The 17,342-nt window shown below is 73.5% G+C and carries 18 protein-coding genes; 2 read left to right on the top strand and 16 right to left on the bottom strand.

What is annotated here, in order from left to right; all coding sequences use genetic code 11:
- Nucleotides 1-47: 47 nt before the first annotated feature.
- On the bottom strand, nt 48-956 hold the full coding sequence (locus tag AB0E62_RS24125) for an LLM class flavin-dependent oxidoreductase (protein ID WP_362197368.1): 909 nt from the start codon (nt 954-956) through the stop codon (nt 48-50).
- A 50-nt stretch (nt 957-1,006) separates the two neighbouring features.
- Between AB0E62_RS24125 and AB0E62_RS24120 the strand changes: the two genes are divergently transcribed.
- Nucleotides 1,007-1,396 (top strand): DUF192 domain-containing protein, encoded by a 390-nt coding sequence (locus AB0E62_RS24120; protein ID WP_362197365.1) that lies wholly within the window; start codon nt 1,007-1,009, stop codon nt 1,394-1,396.
- Between the two features lie 102 nt (nt 1,397-1,498).
- On the opposite strand, the gene AB0E62_RS24115 is transcribed toward AB0E62_RS24120, so the two are convergent.
- The 15 genes from AB0E62_RS24115 to AB0E62_RS24045 all read right to left on the bottom strand — a co-directional run bounded on the left by AB0E62_RS24115 (nt 1,499) and on the right by AB0E62_RS24045 (nt 15,190).
- Nucleotides 1,499-2,638, bottom strand: a complete 1,140-nt coding sequence (locus AB0E62_RS24115; RefSeq protein WP_362197550.1) for an MFS transporter — start codon at nt 2,636-2,638, stop codon at nt 1,499-1,501.
- Nucleotides 2,639-3,179: 541 nt separating this feature from the next.
- A complete protein-coding gene (locus tag AB0E62_RS24110; RefSeq protein WP_362197362.1) occupies nt 3,180-3,803 on the bottom strand; it encodes an OmpA family protein in 624 nt (207 codons plus the stop codon).
- A gap of 7 nt (nt 3,804-3,810) precedes the next feature.
- Entirely contained in the window at nt 3,811-4,392 is a 582-nt protein-coding gene (locus AB0E62_RS24105) for a hypothetical protein (protein WP_362197359.1), read from the bottom strand.
- Between the two features lie 17 nt (nt 4,393-4,409).
- A complete protein-coding gene (locus AB0E62_RS24100; protein WP_362197547.1) occupies nt 4,410-5,099 on the bottom strand; it encodes a pilus assembly protein TadG-related protein in 690 nt (229 codons plus the stop codon).
- Nucleotides 5,096-5,293 carry a hypothetical protein gene (locus AB0E62_RS24095; RefSeq protein ID WP_362197356.1) on the bottom strand — a complete coding sequence of 66 codons (198 nt, stop codon included), beginning with the start codon at nt 5,291-5,293 and terminating at the stop codon, nt 5,096-5,098. The genes AB0E62_RS24100 and AB0E62_RS24095 overlap by 4 nt, the downstream gene beginning before the upstream one ends.
- A 113-nt stretch (nt 5,294-5,406) precedes the next feature.
- Nucleotides 5,407-6,171 (bottom strand): response regulator transcription factor, encoded by a 765-nt coding sequence (locus AB0E62_RS24090; protein WP_362197353.1) that lies wholly within the window; start codon nt 6,169-6,171, stop codon nt 5,407-5,409.
- Between the two features lie 11 nt (nt 6,172-6,182).
- Nucleotides 6,183-7,391, bottom strand: coding sequence for a histidine kinase (locus AB0E62_RS24085; protein WP_362197350.1), 1,209 nt, complete (start codon nt 7,389-7,391; stop codon nt 6,183-6,185).
- Between the two features lie 1,004 nt (nt 7,392-8,395).
- Nucleotides 8,396-9,283 carry a DUF5936 domain-containing protein gene (locus AB0E62_RS24080; RefSeq protein WP_362197347.1) on the bottom strand — a complete coding sequence of 296 codons (888 nt, stop codon included), beginning with the start codon at nt 9,281-9,283 and terminating at the stop codon, nt 8,396-8,398.
- A 12-nt stretch (nt 9,284-9,295) separates the two neighbouring features.
- Nucleotides 9,296-10,240: a type II secretion system F family protein gene (locus AB0E62_RS24075; protein ID WP_362197344.1), complete on the bottom strand. Its 945-nt coding sequence runs from the start codon at nt 10,238-10,240 to the stop codon at nt 9,296-9,298.
- A 12-nt stretch (nt 10,241-10,252) separates the two neighbouring features.
- Nucleotides 10,253-11,590 (bottom strand): CpaF family protein, encoded by a 1,338-nt coding sequence (locus tag AB0E62_RS24070; RefSeq protein ID WP_362197341.1) that lies wholly within the window; start codon nt 11,588-11,590, stop codon nt 10,253-10,255.
- A gap of 17 nt (nt 11,591-11,607) precedes the next feature.
- Nucleotides 11,608-11,967 (bottom strand): TadE/TadG family type IV pilus assembly protein, encoded by a 360-nt coding sequence (locus AB0E62_RS24065; RefSeq protein WP_362197338.1) that lies wholly within the window; start codon nt 11,965-11,967, stop codon nt 11,608-11,610.
- Between the two features lies 1 nt (nt 11,968).
- Nucleotides 11,969-12,349 (bottom strand): TadE/TadG family type IV pilus assembly protein, encoded by a 381-nt coding sequence (locus AB0E62_RS24060; protein WP_362197335.1) that lies wholly within the window; start codon nt 12,347-12,349, stop codon nt 11,969-11,971.
- 8 nt (nt 12,350-12,357) lie between these two features.
- A complete protein-coding gene (locus tag AB0E62_RS24055; RefSeq protein WP_362197332.1) occupies nt 12,358-13,596 on the bottom strand; it encodes a P-loop NTPase in 1,239 nt (412 codons plus the stop codon).
- A gap of 9 nt (nt 13,597-13,605) precedes the next feature.
- Entirely contained in the window at nt 13,606-14,310 is a 705-nt protein-coding gene (cpaB, locus tag AB0E62_RS24050; RefSeq protein ID WP_362197329.1) for a Flp pilus assembly protein CpaB, read from the bottom strand.
- Nucleotides 14,311-14,368: 58 nt separating this feature from the next.
- Nucleotides 14,369-15,190, bottom strand: a complete 822-nt coding sequence (locus tag AB0E62_RS24045) for a hypothetical protein (RefSeq protein WP_362197544.1) — start codon at nt 15,188-15,190, stop codon at nt 14,369-14,371.
- Between the two features lie 386 nt (nt 15,191-15,576).
- On the opposite strand from AB0E62_RS24045, the gene AB0E62_RS24040 reads away from it, so the two are divergent.
- Nucleotides 15,577-17,277 carry a glycoside hydrolase family 18 protein gene (locus tag AB0E62_RS24040; protein ID WP_362197541.1) on the top strand — a complete coding sequence of 567 codons (1,701 nt, stop codon included), beginning with the start codon at nt 15,577-15,579 and terminating at the stop codon, nt 17,275-17,277.
- Nucleotides 17,278-17,342: the final 65 nt, after the last annotated feature.

The raw sequence follows: 17,342 nt of genomic DNA, 5'->3' as shown, positions 1-17,342 counted from the left end.
CACCCCGACGACAACGGCCCCAGCCCGCGGCGACGGCTCCGGCCCGGTCATCGGACGAGGGGTCCGACCTGCTGCGCCGCGAAGCGTACGAAGCCCTCCGGATCGGGTTCGTCGGCCGTCGGCTGGAGGACGACGGTGTCCGCGCCGGCCTCGGCCAGGCGCCGTACCGCCCCGGCCACCGCGTCCGCGTCCCCGGCGACTCCCAGGCCCGGCACCGACGCCAGGCCCTCGGCCGCGAGTTCGGCGCGCAGCCGGGACTCGGCGCCCGGGCCCGTCGCGGTGAGGAGGTAGACGACGATCCGGTGCGGGCCGGTGCGTCCGGCCGCCCGCCGCCCCTCCTCGATCAGTTCCCGGGCCCGCCGTACGCCGTCCGGGGACGTGGCGATGGTGAGGAGGGTGCCGTCGGCCTTCTCGCCGGTGAGCCGGAGCGTGCGGGGCCCGGTGGCACCCGCGAGGACGGCGACCGGGCCCGTCGGCGGCCAGTCGAGGGCGACGTCGTCCAGCCGGACGTACCGCCCGCGCACGCTGAGCCGCTCCCCGCGCAGCAGGGCGCGCAGGGCATCGAGGTGTTCGCCGAGGAGGCCGAGCGGCGAGGCGGCCCGGGCGCCGACCTGGCCCATCCAGTCCTGTACGCCGTGCCCCACGGTCAGGACGGCCCGGCCGGGGAACATGCGCTCCAGCGAGGCGGCCTCCATCGCGGTGACGGCCACGTTCCGCAGCGGCACGGGCAGCAGCCCGATGCCGACCCGTACCCGTTCCGTCCACGCGAGCGCGGCGGCGGCCGTCGACACGCCGCCCTCCAGGAAGCAGTCCTCCCACAGCCACAGCTCGTCGAGCCCCGTCTCGTCCGCGACGCGGGCGACGGCCCGGAGTCGCTCGGGAGGGAGCTGGGGGCGGAACACTGCACCGAGTCCTGTCATAGCGTCCTTCCTAGTGGGGAGGACGGGGAAGGACAACGCATTTACGGGCGTGGGCGGTCGCCGGCCACGGAAGGGGAGGGCGGGGCATGGGGCGCTGGCGGGACGGACGGGGTCGGCTGTCCGTGCGGACGGATGCCGGGGAGGGACCGGCCCTCTCCGTCCCCCTGGAGATCGCGGCCTCCTACCGGGCCCGGACGAAGGGCCTGCTGGGCCGGGACGCGGTGGACGGGGCACTGCTGCTGTCACCGGCGAGCGGGGTGCACACGTTCGGGATGCGGATCCCGATCGACGTGGCCTATCTGGACCGCCGTCTGACCGTCATCGCCGTGCGCACGATGCCCCCGGGCCGCCTGGGCCTGCCGCGCCCCCGCGCCCGGCACGTGCTGGAGGCGGCGGCCGGGGCGATGGCGGGCTGGGGGGTGCGGGCGGGCGTACGGGTGGAGGTGGAGGAGTATGCGGAGTCTCCCTCTCCGTAACCGATCCAGGGAGCGCTGGCCCGGGGCGATGATGGTCGTCCCGCGGTGGAGGGGGACGGTTTCCGGCCCTGGCCCTCTCCCGCAGGTGCGGTGCCGGGCAGGTCACTTCGCGGTGGCGGTCAGCTCGCCCGTCTCGTCGACGGCCTCCCCGCCTTCCCGCAGCAACCACGTGAGGAGGGCCGCGCAGGCCGCGAAGCCCGCCGCGACGGGCAGCACCAGAGCCGCGGAGCGGGTGAGGATGATCGCTCCGAGGGCACTGGAGAGGAAGTTCCCGAGGTACGCGGCGGATGTGTTCAGCGAGGTCACGACCGAGGCGCCGCCGGGTGGGGCGTAGGTGATGATCCGGTGCTGCTGCGGCCCGATGACCGAGTACGACACCACACCGCTGAGCGCCGTGGCGATCGCCACGAGCACGAAGGTCTCCCGGATCGGAAGCATGATCAGGAACACCGCGGTGACACCCACCGTGGCCCCGAGGACGACCCGCCGCGGGTCGTACCGGTCGGCCAGCGTGCCGGCCGCCAGGTTCCCGCCGGTCGCGGCGACGCCGAACACCAGCAGCAGCAGCGCGAGCCGGGCCTGCTCACCGCCGACGGCCGGCGCGAAGACCGCGCTCATGTAGGTGAAGGGCAGGAAGATGCCGGTGAAGGCCAGCAGGGTGACCACCAGAATCCGCAGGATCCGCCGGTTGGTCAGCGGCGCGATGCGCTGCCGCAGCGTCGCGCCCTGGTCGAGCCGGACGGGCGGCAGCAGGACGGCGACGACGGTCGCCACCGCGGCGGCGACCGCGGCCACGAACCAGATCGCGGCCTGCCAGCCCCATGCCCCGCCGATGAGGGTGCCCAGCGGGGCGCCCAGCACCAGGGCCAGCGTGGCCCCGGCGGTCACCATGGCGATGGCCCTGCCCCGCCGTTCCTCACCGGCGAGGTACGCGGCCGTGGCCACGGCGCTCGCCATGAACAGTGCCGCGCCGGCCCCCGCCAGCACGCGTGACACCAGGACCAGCCCGTACTGGTGCGCCGACGCGGTCACCGCGTTGCCCACCGCGAGCAGGGCGACTCCGGTCACGAGGACCCGGCGCCGTGACCACGTGCCCGTGAACGCGGCGAGGACGGGTCCCAGGATCGCGTACGCGAGGGAGAACAGACTCACCAACTGACCGGCAGCACCGGTGCTGACGTGCAATGTCGAACGGATTTCGGGCAAGAGGCCGACGATGATGAATCCGTCGGTTCCGACCACGAACGCGCCGAGGGCCAGAACCGCGGTCGGCACACGCCAGTGAGGGGTGCCTGCGGACGTGTCGTTTACCGCCACCGTGATGTGATCTCCCAACCGGTTGCCATGATTGCCGATGTTCCGGATGTCGCGATGAACGTGCCTCAGGCTCCGTCGGCCTGACGCGGCACACAGCGCGGCGGCGGGCGTCCCGTCGGTGTGCGTGCCGGGTTCCCGGTCGTCCACCGGCGGCGCGTTCATCGTCGCCTGTCCTCTTCACCTCGTCATACCGGCCGTAACCATCGTTCCAGCAACGGGACTTGCGGCTATGTTCCCGTGACGACGCCGATCAAGCGGCTCCGGGACACCCCGCGCCCGTCGCGGGGAGGGACGCCGTACGGCCGATGCCTCGCCGGCCGGCCGGGTGGGTGGGTGGAGGGGATGTCGTCGCCGATCGGTGCCCGCTCCCACGACCGTGGCATTTCCGCCGTCCGTCCGCCATCGGCAGTGAGATTCCGCCCATGGCTGCGAGGCCCTGCAGAGGAGCCGGCGGCCGCCGCCGCGGTCACCCGTCGGTGCGGGGGAACGACACCTCGACGCGGCGGTTCTTCTTCCGGCCGGCCTCGGTGGCGTTGTCGGCGATCGGGTACTGCTCGCCGTAGCCGCGGACGTCGAAGGTGACGGACGGGGTGTTCAGGTGCTGGTCCAGCACGGCCTGTACGGCGTTGGCGCGCCGCTTGGAGAGGGCGACGCCGTGGGTGGTGGTGCCGAGGCTGTCGGTGAAGCCGAAGACGCGGACCCGGGTGGCGTGCTGGGCGCGGATCTCCTCGGCGATGGTGGCGAGGCGGGTCTTCGCCTCCTCGCCGACCCTGGCGCTGTCCTTGTCGAACAGCACCTCGGACTGGAGGGCGAAGGTCACGTCGGCGTTGGTGTCCTCGCGCCGCTCGTCCCCGCTCTGCTCCTCCACGACCAGCTTGATGTCCAGCACCTTGGCCTCGGCGAGCGTGGCGCCCTCGGGGAGCTTGAGGTCGGGGTCGGTGGGGTCGACGTCGACGGGGGCGGTGGCGGTGGGTGCGGTGCCGGGGGGCTCACCGGGGCCGGGGCCGTCGGCGGCGGCCGGGGCGGCGGGCAGGTTCAGGACGCACAGCAGCAGGGCGCCGGCGAGGGCGAGGCGGGGTGTGGTGGTCACGTGTGCCTCACCCGGAGACCTTGATGCCGGCGGAGGTGAACGTCGGCAGCTGGAAGTCGACTTCGGTCACGCCGGCCGGGGGCGCCGGGAACTGCATGAAGACGGCCAGGGTGGCGCCGGACTTCAGGGTGGTGAAGCCGGTGGTGGTCAGCGGCCTGCCCTCGGTGTCCCGCAGGACGTAGTACCGCTTCTTGCCCTTCGGGTCGACCAGGGTGGCCCCGCCGAGCGATCTGCCGTTCTTGATGATCTCGGTCTCGTTGCCGCTCAGCGCGGAGGGGATGACGGCGGTCCGGGCCCCGTCGTTCTTCAGGGTGCCGTTGACCGTCACGAAGCCGCCCGCGTCGCGCTGGACGGAGGTGATCTGGAGGAGCAGTCCGTCCGATCCGCGCAGTTCGGCCAGCGGCCGGCCGGGGTCCTCCTCCTGGGTGCTCGGACCGGAGTCGCCGGCCGTGGAGGCGGACGCCGGTCCGCTCGGCTTGTCGTCTCCGCCGCCGCTTCCCCCGCAACCGGTCACCCCGACGGCCAGTCCGGCCGCAACGGACAAGGCGACCAGCCCTCTGCGGGCCTTCGCGGTGAACCGCATGCTCATCACTGTCGCTTCCTTCGTCATCGGTCGTTCGCCGGGGAGTCGGCCAGGTGGACGTCGAAGAGGTCCTCGGGCCCCGGCAGCTCCGTGGTGTCGTCCGGCCTGGGGTGCCAGACCTTGTCCTCGCAGGTGAGCGGGGGCAGCGGGTCGTCCTCGGGGTCCGGGGGCGGCGATCCCCGCCCGGGCGGTCCCGTCTCCTCCTCGGACGGCCCGGACGGCTCGGACGGCTCGGGCGGTCCGGGCGGCCCGGGTTCCTCCTCGGGCGGCTCGCAGAGCGGTTCTATGACGGCCCGGGCGTGTGCCGTCGCGTGCACGTTCTCGGTGCCGGGCACGACGGAGTCGCCCACGGACCTGTTCGTCCGGGCGTCGACCACATAGCTGAGCGGCGCGTCGAACACGCAGGTGGCCGTCGCGTCGTTCCGGGCGGCGAGCTGGTCGGCGCGCCAGCAGGAGTCACCGGCGCCCGCCCCCTCGAAGATGGCCGCCCAGCGGGCCGGGTCGTCCAGGTTCTCCCGCCACAGGTCCGCGAGCTGGTGGCGGGTCTCCTGCGCCGCCGCCAGGGCCGCCGCGTCCGCCGCCGTCTGGGCGCCGCCGCGGTTCACGGACGCCTGGCCGACCGCGAGGTAGGCCAACGCAAGAAAGAGCAGGCCCGCCACCACCGTGAGATAGATGGGGAAGGCCTGCCCCGCGTCGTGCCGGGCGGGAGTCAGCCGCCGGTGACCTCGGCGATCTTGTTGGTGATCGCGTCGTAGATCGACTGGCCGATGCTCGTGCCGGTGATCGCCAGGACGATCGCGACGACCACCGCGATGATGCCGAGGTACTCCACCGCGGTCTGTCCCCGGTCGCCGCGCGCGGCACGGGAGTGCAGGTACGCGACGGTGGTGCGGAACCATTTGCTCACGGTCTTCCCCTCCAGCTTCGCCTCCGGTCCGGGCACCGTACGGCCGCGGGCTCCCGCCCCCGAAGGGCCCCAGGGCCCAACCGCGGGCCCATCGGCTCCGCCACGCGGTCATCTCAGGCCACCCCCAGCCACTTGGCGGTCGCCTGGGACCGGGTGGTGCTGTGGAGCTTGGCGAAGATGCGGTTGATGTGGTTCTTGACCGTCTTCTCGCTGATGAAGCAGGCGGCGGCGATCTGCTGGTTGGTCATGCCGGACGCGATCAGGTCCATGATCTCCGCCTCCCTCGTACTCAGCCGGAACCGGGAGCGGAACGACTGTCCCACAGGAGATTGCACTTGCGAAAGACCCGAGGGAGTGAAATCTACGGCGCCATCAAGGGAGTTGGAGTCAGCGTGTGCAGAAGCATCCGACCGGAGCGCCGTCAGCAACGCCCTCGTCGCCCCGGGCGTCAGCTGCGGACGCCCCTCCCGTACGTCCCGCACCGCCCGCACCAGCTCCTCCGCGGTGAACTCGCCGTGGACCAGGTAGCCCCCCGCCCCCAGCCGCAGCGCCTCCCGTACGGTCTCCGTCTCGTGGCTGTAGGTGAGCATCATGACGGGGGCCAGCCGCGCCAGGTGGGGCAACGCCGAGATTCCGTCCACACCGGGCATGCGGACGTCGAGCAGGATGACGTCCGGGCGGTGCCGCAGCGCCGCCTCGTACGCCTCCCTGCCGTCCCCCGCCTGGGCCACCACCGTGGTCCGGACGCCGTCCGACAGCAGGGCCGTGAGGCCGGCCCGGACCACGGGGTTGTCGTCGGCGATCAGCAGCCGCAGCGGCGGGGCGGCCGGGGCAGGCGGCGGGAAGCCGGATCGGGGGGTGCTGGGCAGGGGCCGCATGGTGCCTCCTCTCAGGGGGTGCCGGATGTACGGGGCGCGGGCAGGGGGATGTCCAGGCGTACCTCGGTGCCCCGGTCGTGCGTGCCCCGGCCGATGCGGATGCGGGCGCCCGCCTGCGCGGCCCGCTCCACCATGCCGAGCAGCCCGAAGTGGCCGTGGTCGCGCAGCCGTTGCAGGGTGGTGCCGGGCGGCAGGCCGGTGCCGTCGTCGTGGATCGCGAGGCCGAGCAGGGGTCCGTCGACCGTGGCCCGTACGTCCACCCGGCCGGCACCGGCGTGGCGGTGGGCGTTCTCCAGGGCCTCGGTGGCGATGGCGAGGACGTGCCGGGCCACGGGCGCGGGCAGCGGCGGGAAGGGGGCGGGGTCGTCGGCCGGCCAGTGGCAGACGACCTTCAGGCCGGTGCGCCGGGTGAACTCCTCGGCCCGGTGGGCCAGGCACGGCCAGAACGGGACCTCCTCCGGTTCCCGCGCCGGGTCCCGGCGCAGGTCCGCCAGCAGTTCCCGGGACTCCGCCGCCGCCCGGCGCGCCGAGCGGGACACCAGGTCCGCCTGCTGCCGGACGCGGGCGGGGTCGGGGGCGTCGGCCGCCGCGGTCGCCGCCAGTCCGTCCGCGGCGAGGGCCACGCCGTACAGGGTCTTGGCCACGGAGTCGTGCATCTCCCGGGCCAGCCGGGCGCGTTCGGCGCTCACCGCCTCCGCCGCCGCGAGCCGGGCCCGCGCCTCGGTCAGGGCCTGGGTGGCGGCGCCGAAGCGGAGCATCAGGTTGCGCAGGGTCGAGCCCATGGCACCGGCGACGACGCACAGGCCGGGCAGCAGCAGGGCCTGGGCGACGGGCTCGGGGCGGCCGGCCTTCAGGGTGGTGTGGACCAGGAGCAGGATCAGGGCCTGCAACGAGGCGAAGCAGGCCGCGCCGCGCCAGCTGTAGACCAGTCCGGCCAGCAGCGGGGTGCAGACGCTGACGTAGGCGAGGGTGGTGTCCGGGCCGGCCGAGGCCAGGAGGAAGGAACCGAAGAGGGTGTCGGCGGCCAGCAGGCTGGGGTGGCGCAGCAGCAGGGGGCCGAAGCGCTCCCAGTCGCGGAAGAGGACGTAGGACACCATGACGGTGACGACCACGGCGGCACCGGCCAGCCGGACACCGAGGCCGGGGGCCGCGTTGAGCAGGGCGGCGGGCGCCGATACGACGATCATGGCGAGCCGGAACCCGAAGACCTGCCGGCACATCGCCTGGAGCGCGCTGACCTGAAGCTTCTCGGAGGGTTCCCCCGACGTGACGGCCTCACCCCCGCCCCGCTCCCACCGCGCCAGGAGGGCACGGCCCCCGAGACGCCCCGGCCGCGGCGCGGCGCCCGGAACACCGGGCTGCCCCGACCACGAGGCGGGGCCCGGAACACCAGGCCGCCCCGACCGCGCCAACGGGTCGTGGGCACCGGCACCCCCCGGCCGCAGGAAGGCACCCGGCACACCGGGACGCGCCGGCCGCACCCGGCGCAGTGCGCCGCCCGCGCCGCGCACCCACGCCCGGGGACCTCGAGATTCCGCACGCCCCGGCCGCGCCGAAGAATCGGGGACGCCCGGTCGCCCCGCCCGCATCCGGCGCAGCGCCCTGCCCGCGCCACACTCCCACGCCCGGATGCCTCCAGGGCCCGCCCGCCCCGGCCGCGCCGAGGAGTCTTGGGCATGGGGACGTTCCGGCCGCACCGAAGGATCACGGGCACCGGGGTGCCCCCGCCGCAGGAAGGCACCCGGCGCACCCAGACGCCCCCGCCACACCCGCCACAGCACCCCGCCCCCACCACGCCCCCACGCCCCGAGGCCTCCAGGCTCCACCCGCCCCGGCCACGCCGAAGAATCCCGCGCACCCAAACGCCCCCGCCACACCCGCCACAGCACCCCGCCCCCACCACGCCCCCACGCCCGGGAGCCTCCGGGGCCCGGTCGCCCCGGCCGCGCCGAGGAGTCGCGGGCATGGGGACGTTCCGGCCGTGCCGAGGGGACTGTGGGGTCGGGGCGTTCCGGCCGCTCCGAGGGGTGCGGAGCGTCGGCGCGCTCCCGGGGCGCCGCCGGGTCGGGGACACCGGGTCGTCCCGGCCGCGGAGCCGGATCCCCGGTGCCGAGGCGTTCCGGTCGTCGCCAGGGGCGGCCGCCGCCCGTCCTCCGTAACCGGGTCAGGAAACGCGCCCCCTTCCCCGTCGTCCCCGTCGTCCCCGTCGCCGTCACGGCCGTCCTCACTTCCCCGTGAGCGAGCCGAAGTCCACGCCGGAGCCGAGCAGCAGGCCCGCGCCCAGCAGGAGCATCGTCGCCGGGACCATGAACGTGGTGATCATCAGCGTGGCCTTGGGCACCGCGCGCGCGGCCTTGCGGCGGGCGTTCTGGGCGTCGGTGCGGCGCATGTCCTTGGCCAGGGAGACGAGGGTGTCCACGATGGGCGCCCCCAGTTCCTCCCCCTGCTGCAACGCCGTCACGAACATCGCCACCTGCTCGGAGTCGTTGCGCCGGCGCAGTTCCGCGAAGGCCTGGCGGCGGCTCATGCCGAGGTCCATCTGGCGCAGGGTGATGTGCAGTTCGTCGGCCCAGGGACCCTCGTAGCGGGCGGCGACCCGGTCCAGGGCCTGGCGGAAGCCGAGTCCCGCGCTGACCACCACGGCCAGGACGTCCAGGAAGTCGGGCAGGGTGCGTTCGATGACCTGTCGGCGGACCCGGATCGCCGACCAGAGGCCGACCTCGGTCCACAGCGCCCCGAAGGCCAGCAGGAGCAGCGCCACGAACCACTGGCCGCGCAGCAGGAAGACCAGGAAGCCGACGCCGCCCAGCGCGCCGTAGACCGCCCGGCGGGCCGCGTAGCGGTCGATGGTCAGTCCGCCGGGGTTGCCGGCGAGGTCGATCTTGCGGCGGTAGCGGGCGACGAGCCGCGGGCCCATCAGGCGCAGCACCAGGGGTGCCCAGCGCATGCCGAGGCGGTCGACGACCGAGCCGACCGCGCCGGTGCGGGTGGCGCCGACCTCCAGGGCGACGGCGAGGTCGGCGGGGAGGCGGGCGTCCGCGCGGTACATGCGCAGGCCGGCGAAGACGCCCCAGACGCCGGCGCCCGTCAGCAGGGCGAGCAGGATCTCCACGGGTCGCCTCCCTCAGACGTCGATCCGGCTCAGCCGCCGGATCAGGACGAAGCCGACGGCGTACATGACGAACGCGACGAGCACGCAGGCCTGGCCGGCGGGGGAGCCGGTCATGCGGTCGAGCGCGCCGTCCTTGACGCCGTTCATCAGGAACAACGCGCCGACCCCGAGGACGGGTACGGCGTACGAGGTCATGACCACCTGGGAGAGCTGGGTGCGGATCTCGCGCCGGGTCTCCTTGCGCTCCTCCAGTGTCTCGGTCAGGTTGCGCAGCGCCGAGACCACCTGCCCGCCCGCCCGGTTGGACAGCACCAGGGTGGTGACGAGGACGACGAGTTCGCGGGAGGGCAGCCGGTCGGCCAGCTCGCCGAGCGCGTCGTCCAGGGAGTGGCCGACGGCCAGCTGGTCGGCGACCTTGGCCAGTTCCTCGCCGGCCGGGGCCTCCAGCTCCTCCGCGGCCATGCCGATCGCGGTGCGCAGGGCGAGGCCGGCATGGGTGGCGTTGGCCAGGATGCGGGCGAGTTCGGGGAGTTGGCCGATGAACCGTTCGATGCGTTTCTGGCGTTGCCAGGCGAGGAACTGGAGGGCCGCCGCGACACCGAGGAGTCCGGCGATCGGGCCGAAGAAGGGCGCCAGGGTGGCCTGGCCGATCAGCCAGAGCGCGGCGACGGCGGCCAGCATGGCGGCGAAGAACTCGCCCGGGGTGACGCTCAGGCCGGTCGCCGTCAGGCGGTGCTCCAGCCAGCGGCCGGGCCGGGTGCGGCGCAGCCGTCGGTCCAGGGCGACGAAGCGGTGTCTGCGCCCGGTCGCGGGGGGCGGCCCGGTGTGCGCGAGGCGGTCGACGAGGGCGGCGCGCCGGGCCCGGCCGGAGGCGTAGGCGTGCGCGCCGGTCACGGCCAGGACGCAGGCCAGCAGGGTCACGCCGGTGACGAGCTGGGCGAGGGTGCTCGGTTCCATGGTGGGGGTGTCCTACCTGGCTTCTCGGGTGGCGAGCTGGTCGGCGGAGCGGGCCACGCCGAACGCCTGCGGGACGGGCTGGCTCGCCATGTAGAGGCGGTCGGCGGTGCGGCGCGGGAGCGGGAAGTGGCGGAAGGCGCCGTGGACCCGGCCGTCCGGGGTCATGGGCCGCGCCTCGAAGCGGGCGACGGTGGCCAGCCGGTACGGCTCTGAGCCGTGGCTGTCGAGCAGCGCGATCTCGGTGATGCGGCGGGCGCCGTCGGCGAACCGGGTGAGCTGGACGAGGACGTCGACGGCGCTGTTGATCTGGTCGTGCAGGGCGACGAAGGGCACCTCGACGTCGGACATCGAGGCGAGGGTCTGGAGCCGGGTGAGGGCGTCCTCGGCGCTGTTGGCGTGCACGGTGGCCAGGGAGCCGTCGTGGCCGGTGGACATGGCCTGGAGCATGTCCAGGGACTCGCCGCCGCGGACCTCGCCGACCACGATCCGGTCGGGCCGCATGCGCAGCGAGTTGCGGACCAGGTCGCGGATGGTGACCTGACCCTTGCCCTCCACGTTCGGCGGGCGGGACTCCAGGCGGACCACATGGGTCTGCTGGAGCTGGAGTTCGGCGGAGTCCTCGATGGTGATGATGCGCTCGTGCGGCGGGATCAGCCCGGACAGCGCGTTCAGCAGGGTGGTCTTGCCGGTGCCGGTGGCGCCCGAGACGATGATGTTGAACTTGGCCTGCACGAGGGCGGCCAGCAGGTACACCATGTGCTCGTCCAGGGAGCCGAAGCCGATCAGTTCCTGGAGGGTGAAGGAGCGCGGGAAGCGGCGGATGGTGAGCACCGGGCCGGTCAGGGACAGCGGCGGGATGATGACGTTGACGCGCTCCCCGGAGGGCAGCCGGGCGTCCACCATCGGGTTGGACTCGTCCACCCGGCGGTTGACCGTCGAGACGATCCGCTCGATGGTCTGCATCAGCTGGTCGGCGGAGACGAACCGCAGGGGCAGCTGTTCGACCCGGCCGCCGCGCTCCACGAAGATGGCGTCGGGGCCGTTGACCATGATCTCGGTGACGGAGGCGTCCTCCAGGAGGGGTTCGAGGATGCCGAGGCCCAGGGCCTCGTCCACCACCCGGCGGATCAGCTGGGCCCGTTCGACGGTGGACAGGACGGGTCCCTCGCGGCTGATGATGTGGCCGAGCACCCGTTCCAGGCGGGCCCGGCGTTCGGCGGCGGCCAGCGCGCTCATCTCCGCGAGGTCGATCTCCTCCAGCAGCTTGGCCCGGTAGGAGGCGACCAGGTGTCCGTCCTCGCCCCGGCTGCCGTGCTCCTCCGGAGCGCTGATGCGTGCCCGCAGGCTCATGGGTCTGCCCTCCTCGGTCAGTGGTCGAGCGGCATGGTCGCGGACTTGGTGGCGTCGCCCAGGTCCCACACGAGGGCGGGGATGCGGACGGTGGCGGTGACGGTCACCGTGCCGTCGCCCTCGGCGGCCGAGCAGGAAACGTCCAGGACGCCGCTCACCGCGTCGGCGCAGGCCTGGGCGTAGGACTGGTCCAGGGACGCGGCCCGCGCCCCGGCCCGGGCCGCCGTACCGGCCTGTACGGCGGCGTAGGCGACGGCGCCGAGCTGGAGTCCGGCCAGGGCGACGATCAGCAGGACGGGGAGGAACCCGAGGTATTCGAGGGCGACTTGGCCACGGTCGCGCGGTCGCCTCCCGGCGCGTGCCCGGCGGTACGGCATCTCAGCGGGTCACCTCCTCCACGGCCCCGGCGTGGCCGTGCACGGTGGCGGGGAAGGCGATCACGCCCGGGAAGAGGACCGGGACCTTGAGGGAGACGTCGGCCGTGACGTAGCCGGAAGTGCTGCACCGCACCGACGCGTCCCCGCGCCACGCCGCCGACAGGTGCTTCAGCCCGGCCTCGGCGCACGCGGCCTGGCGCGCTCCGCCGCGGGGTGCCGCCGTGGCGGCCCGTACCGCCTCGTCGGCGGCGTTCCCGGCGAGGGTGAAGGTGTAGCCCACCAGTACGGCCTGCCACATCAGCACCAGCGTCAGGAGGATCACCGGGGTCATCCCGAGCAGCTCGACGCTGACCTGTCCCCGGTCCCCGTCCGGCCTTCTCATGGCGCCGCTCATTCCTTCCGCCGCCGGAAGCCCGCCGCCGCCCGGCCGCTCCCCCGGTGGGAGGGCTGCTCCCCCGTCCTGGCCAGCCCCAGCTCCGCCGCGAGCGCCCACAGTGCCTGCTTCACCGTGCTCCGGCCGTCCAGTTCGTGCAGCCGCCCGGCGTCGACCACGCCCTGCAGTTCCTTGAAGGCGGCGGGTACGGCGGTCCGGGCCAGCGCGGTGCCGGTGATGCGCTGCACCAGCGCGGGCTGGATCTCGGTGGCGCGCGTGTGCCGGTTGACGACGACCGTGGTCTCCTCGGCCTTGCGGATCTGGAGCCGGTCCCACATCCGCACGGTGCGTTTGGCGGCGCGTACGGCGATCACGTCCGGGGTGGTGACCAGCAGCGCGGTGTCGGCCGTCTCGACGGCCGCCGCGCCGGCCGCGCCGAGCTGGGCGCCGCAGTCCACGACGACGGCCTCGTACCGCGAGCGCAGCGCGCCGACGAGCTGGCGGGCGGTCCGGTCGGTGACCTCCTCGCCGCGTTCGCCCTCGGCGGGCGCGAGCAGCAGGGCGAGCCCGGTGTCGTGGCGGAAGACGGCGTCGGCCAGCACGCGCGGCGAGATGTCGGTGATGGCGGCGAGGTCTGCCACCGACCGGCGGAACTGGACGTCCAGGTAGGAGGCGATGTCGCCGCTCTGGAGGTCCAGGTCGACCAGCGCGGTGGTGCGGCCGGAGGCCTGGGCGGCGAGGGCCAGCTGGACGGCGGTCAGCGTGGCGCCGACGCCTCCCTTGGCGCCGCTGACCGTGACGACGGTGCCCCCGGCCCCGGCGGGCGCCTCGGATGACCCGTGCCCGAGGTGCCGTCGTACCCCTGCCGACCACTGGGCGACGGCCTGCACCCGGCCGGCCAGTTCCTCGTACGACAGCGGGAGTCCGACCAGGCCGCGGGCGCCGGCGTCCATGGCGGCGGCGAACAGGCCGGGGCTCGCGTCGCTGGTGACGAGGACGACGCCGGCGGCCGGGAAGCGTAAGGAGACCTCGCGGATCAGCTCCAGTGCCGGGACGGGACCGATGCGTTCGTGGACGACGACGACCTCGGGCAGTTCCCCGACCGACTCGGCGGCCAGCCGGGCGAGGGTGTCCACGAGCTGGGTGGAGTCGGTGACCGGGGGCTGCGGCTCGGCGTCGGGGAGCTGGCTGAGCAGGGTGGTGAGGGAGCGGACGGCGTCCGGGTCCGCGCCGGCCGCAAGGATCCTGGTGGGCATGGCCGCCTCTCACTTGTCCGTCGCGAGTTCGTAGGTGCGGTCCCGGTCGGGGACGCCGGTCTCGCTGCCCGGGGCCACGAGCGCGAGCCGGACGCGCCGGGCGAAGGACTCGGCGTAGGTGACGCGCTGGGCGTCGAGGGTGGACAGTGCGAAGGTGATGGGGACGGCTTCGGTGGGCCCGCGGCGGTCGTCGCCGTCGGGGTCGAGGGCGGTGATCCGGCCGACGTCGAGGACCCGGGCGTTGGTGACGATGATCTTCGACTGGTCGGGGTCGCCCTCCTTGGGCCCCTCGAAGGTGGCGTACACGTTGACGCGCGAACCGGGGGTGATCTTCCCGGCCACGCCGGTCGCCGCGTCGATCATGATGGCGACCTCCTGCTGGCCGGGCTGGAGGGCGGGCCGGTCGACGATCATGTCGGTCTGGAGCAGCGAGCCCGCGCGCAGGGTGGTCACGGCGATCTTGCCGCGGATCTGCCGGAGGTCGGTGACGGCGTTGCCGGACAGCCACCGCTTCGGCATCTCGATCTTCTCGAACTGATCGGTGTCCAGGGTGGTGTACGGCTTGACCTCGGACCTGACCCGGTAGGCGGTGGTCTCGGGCCCGACCTTGGTGTTCACGTCGTGCACGAAGGAGAGCACGCCGGCGAACGCGCCCAGAGCGCACAGGGCCGAGAGGATCAGGAGTATCACGCCGCGGCGCTGACGGGAGTTCATGGACCGTGCAACCTCGTTGGGGGAATCGGTCGAGCGGGACGGGTCAGGTGCGCGCGGGTCAGGCGGGCGTGCGCGCTTCCAGGGCGCGGGGTGCCACGGGGGCCCGGGAGGTGGCGCCGCAGAAGACGCAGCGGTCGCCGATGACGTCGAGGCCGCACCAGTGACAGCCGGTCTGCCGTACGGAGGTGACCAGTTGGTAGAGGACGGACAGGTCGGCGAGGTAGCCGCAGAACTCGACCAGGCGGCCGGTCCCCCACCACACCGGGGACTCGGCGGGCAGCGGGGCCTCGCGCACCCCGTGCACGCCCCACCTGGTGCCCAGTCCGGCGACCCAGTCGCTGTGCGCCTGCCCCTTGGCGACCAGCAGCCAGGTGCCGAACTCGGGTCCCCTCAGGGAGGTTTCGGGGCCGGCCCGGACCAGCTGCGGTTCGGGGTGGGCGAGCACGGCGAACTGGCTGCCGGGCACCCATGACCTGGCGTGCGCCTTGAGCCCGACCGGGACCCGGTCCAGCCGGGCGACCGAGCCGAGGACGGCGCCGGCGTGGATGTAGTGGGTGAGCAGGCGGCCGGCGGAGGCGAGCACGCCCGGGCTCAGGTCGCAGGAGGCGAGCTGGCGCAGCTGCCGGGCCAGGACGGCGACACCGAGCGGGGGCAGGGCGGGCCGGAACAGCGCGATGCGGTCGCTCTCCAGCAGCGCGCGCAGGGTGTGCAGCCGCCGGACGACCGGCTCCGGGGTGGCCTCGGAACAGACGACGACCACATACCCGTACTGCTCGATGAGACGGTGGAGTCCGGCGAGGCCCTCGTCCAGCGGCCCGCGGTCGAGTCCGGTCAGTACGACGGCGGGCACGGTCCGCTCGTCCTGCGCCGGCAGCGCCATGTCGGCGCTGGTCACGGCAATGGCTGTTGGCACGCGCAGTTCTCCGCTCTCCCCATCCGTCGGCCCACCGGGCGTCACTCCGGTGCGCCGGGACGACTTCATTGCGTGACTACCCGAGCACTGTATCCACGGCCGCACGACCGGGAGAACAGCGTGAGGGAAGCCGCTGGGGAACTCTCCCGGCGCAAGCCCCGCCAAACCAGGACAGGTTGAGGCGCCGGCCCGAAACGTTTCCGGTCTGGACCTCTTGACACCCCCGATTGGTCTGGACCAACTTGTAGGGCATCGGTTGGCCACCGTCTTCCCTCTCCCTCTCCCTTCCTCCCTCCCTCCCTCTCTCCCCGCCCCATTCCCCACCGGAGGCTTCAGTGGACCGCGCACCAGGCATACCCAGACCCACCGGACGACGGTTCGCGGCATGGTCCGCCGCCACCGCCCTGGCCCTTTCGGTCGCGGGTCTCGCCGCGGCCTCGCCCGCCTCGGCGGCCGACGTGAACAACGTGCGCAACGCGGGCTTCGAGTCGGGCCTCGCCGACTGGACGTGTACGGCCGGCAGCGGCACGACGGTCACCTCCCCCGTGCACGGCGGCAGCGGCGCCCTGAAGGCGGCCCCGGCCGGCCAGGACACCGCCAAGTGCTCCCAGACGGTCGCGGTCAAGCCCAACTCGACGTACACGCTGAGCGCGTGGGTCCAGGGCGGCTACACCTACCTGGGCGTGACGGGCACGGGCACCACGGACGTCTCCACCTGGACCCCCGACTCGCCGTCCTGGAAGCAGCTCCAGACGACGTTCACCACCGGCTCCTCCACCACCTCGGTCACGGTGTACACCCACGGCTGGTACGGCCAGGCGGCCTACTACGCCGACGACCTCTCCGTCTACGGACCCGACGGCGGCGGAGGCGGCAACCCGAGCCCGACGGTCCCGGCGGCCCCGTCCGGACTCGCCGTGTCCGGCACCACGTCCTCCTCGGTCTCCCTGTCCTGGTCGGCGGTGTCCGGTGCGACGGGCTACAACGTCTACCGCGACGGGACGAAGGTGACGGCGGTGTCGGGCACGTCGGCGACGGTGACCGGTCTCGCCGCCTCGACGGCGTACTCCTTCCAGGTCACGGCCACCAACGCGGCGGGCGAGTCGGCGAAGTCGGCGTCGGTGACCGGCACGACGACCACGGGCTCGGGCAACGGGGGCGGCGGCTCCCTGCCCAAGCACGCGGTGACGGGCTACTGGCAGAACTTCAACAACGGCGCCACGGTCCAGAAGCTGTCGGACGTCCCCTCCGCGTACGACATCATCGCGGTCTCCTTCGCGGACGCCACGTCCACGCCGGGCGCGGTCACCTTCAACCTGGACTCGGCCGGCCTCGGCGGCTACACGGTCGACCAGTTCAAGGCCGACATCAAGGCCAAGCAGGCGGCCGGCAAGAAGGTCATCATCTCGGTCGGCGGCGAGAAGGGCTCGGTGTCGGTCAGCGACGCCAACTCGGCCGCCAACTTCGCGAACTCGGTGTACGGCCTGATGCAGACGTACGGCTTCGACGGCGTCGACATCGACCTGGAGAACGGGCTGAACGCGACGTACATGACGCAGGCCCTGCGTTCCCTGTCGGCGAAGGCGGGCCCCTCGCTGATCATCACGATGGCCCCGCAGACGATCGACATGCAGTCGACGTCGAACTCGTACTTCCAGACGGCCCTGAACGTCAAGGACATCCTGACGGTCGTCAACATGCAGTACTACAACAGCGGTTCCATGCTCGGCTGTGACGGCAAGGTGTACAGCCAGGGCACGGTCGACTTCCTCACCGCGCTGGCCTGCATCCAGCTGGAGGGCGGCCTGTCCCCGTCCCAGGTCGGCCTCGGCCTGCCGGCCTCCACCCGCGCGGCGGGCGGCGGCTACGTCTCCCCGACGGTCGTCAACAACGCCCTGGACTGCCTGACGAAGGCCGTCAACTGCGGCACCTTCAAGCCGTCCAGGACCTACCCCGACCTGCGCGGCGCGATGACCTGGTCCACCAACTGGGACGCGGCGTCGGGCAACGCGTGGTCCAACGCGGTGGGAGCCCACGTCCACGCCCTCCCGTAACCACCCGGCCCCGTCCCCACCCCGGCGCCCGGACCACCCCACGGTCCGGGCGCCGTCGCGTACGC

The organism is Streptomyces sp. NPDC038707, from assembly GCF_040636485.1.
GTDB lineage: Bacteria > Actinomycetota > Actinomycetes > Streptomycetales > Streptomycetaceae > Streptomyces.
This window is presented reverse-complemented; position numbering and strand designations above follow the sequence as displayed.

Excerpts from the sequence above, each read along its gene's own strand:
- AB0E62_RS24070 (WP_362197341.1), bottom strand. The coding sequence starts at position 11,590 with ATGAGCCTGCGGGCACGCATCAGCGCTCCGGAGGAGCACGGCAGCCGG.
- AB0E62_RS24105 (WP_362197359.1), bottom strand. The coding sequence starts at position 4,392 with ATGAGCATGCGGTTCACCGCGAAGGCCCGCAGAGGGCTGGTCGCCTTG.
- AB0E62_RS24085 (WP_362197350.1), bottom strand. The coding sequence starts at position 7,391 with ATGTGCCGGCAGGTCTTCGGGTTCCGGCTCGCCATGATCGTCGTATCG.
- AB0E62_RS24120 (WP_362197365.1), top strand. The coding sequence starts at position 1,007 with ATGGGGCGCTGGCGGGACGGACGGGGTCGGCTGTCCGTGCGGACGGAT.
- AB0E62_RS24055 (WP_362197332.1), bottom strand. The coding sequence starts at position 13,596 with ATGCCCACCAGGATCCTTGCGGCCGGCGCGGACCCGGACGCCGTCCGC.
- cpaB (WP_362197329.1), bottom strand. The coding sequence starts at position 14,310 with ATGAACTCCCGTCAGCGCCGCGGCGTGATACTCCTGATCCTCTCGGCC.
- AB0E62_RS24065 (WP_362197338.1), bottom strand. The coding sequence starts at position 11,967 with ATGCCGTACCGCCGGGCACGCGCCGGGAGGCGACCGCGCGACCGTGGC.
- AB0E62_RS24075 (WP_362197344.1), bottom strand. The coding sequence starts at position 10,240 with ATGGAACCGAGCACCCTCGCCCAGCTCGTCACCGGCGTGACCCTGCTG.
- AB0E62_RS24090 (WP_362197353.1), bottom strand. The coding sequence starts at position 6,171 with ATGCGGCCCCTGCCCAGCACCCCCCGATCCGGCTTCCCGCCGCCTGCC.
- AB0E62_RS24045 (WP_362197544.1), bottom strand. The coding sequence starts at position 15,190 with ATGGCGCTGCCGGCGCAGGACGAGCGGACCGTGCCCGCCGTCGTACTG.
- AB0E62_RS24060 (WP_362197335.1), bottom strand. The coding sequence starts at position 12,349 with ATGAGAAGGCCGGACGGGGACCGGGGACAGGTCAGCGTCGAGCTGCTC.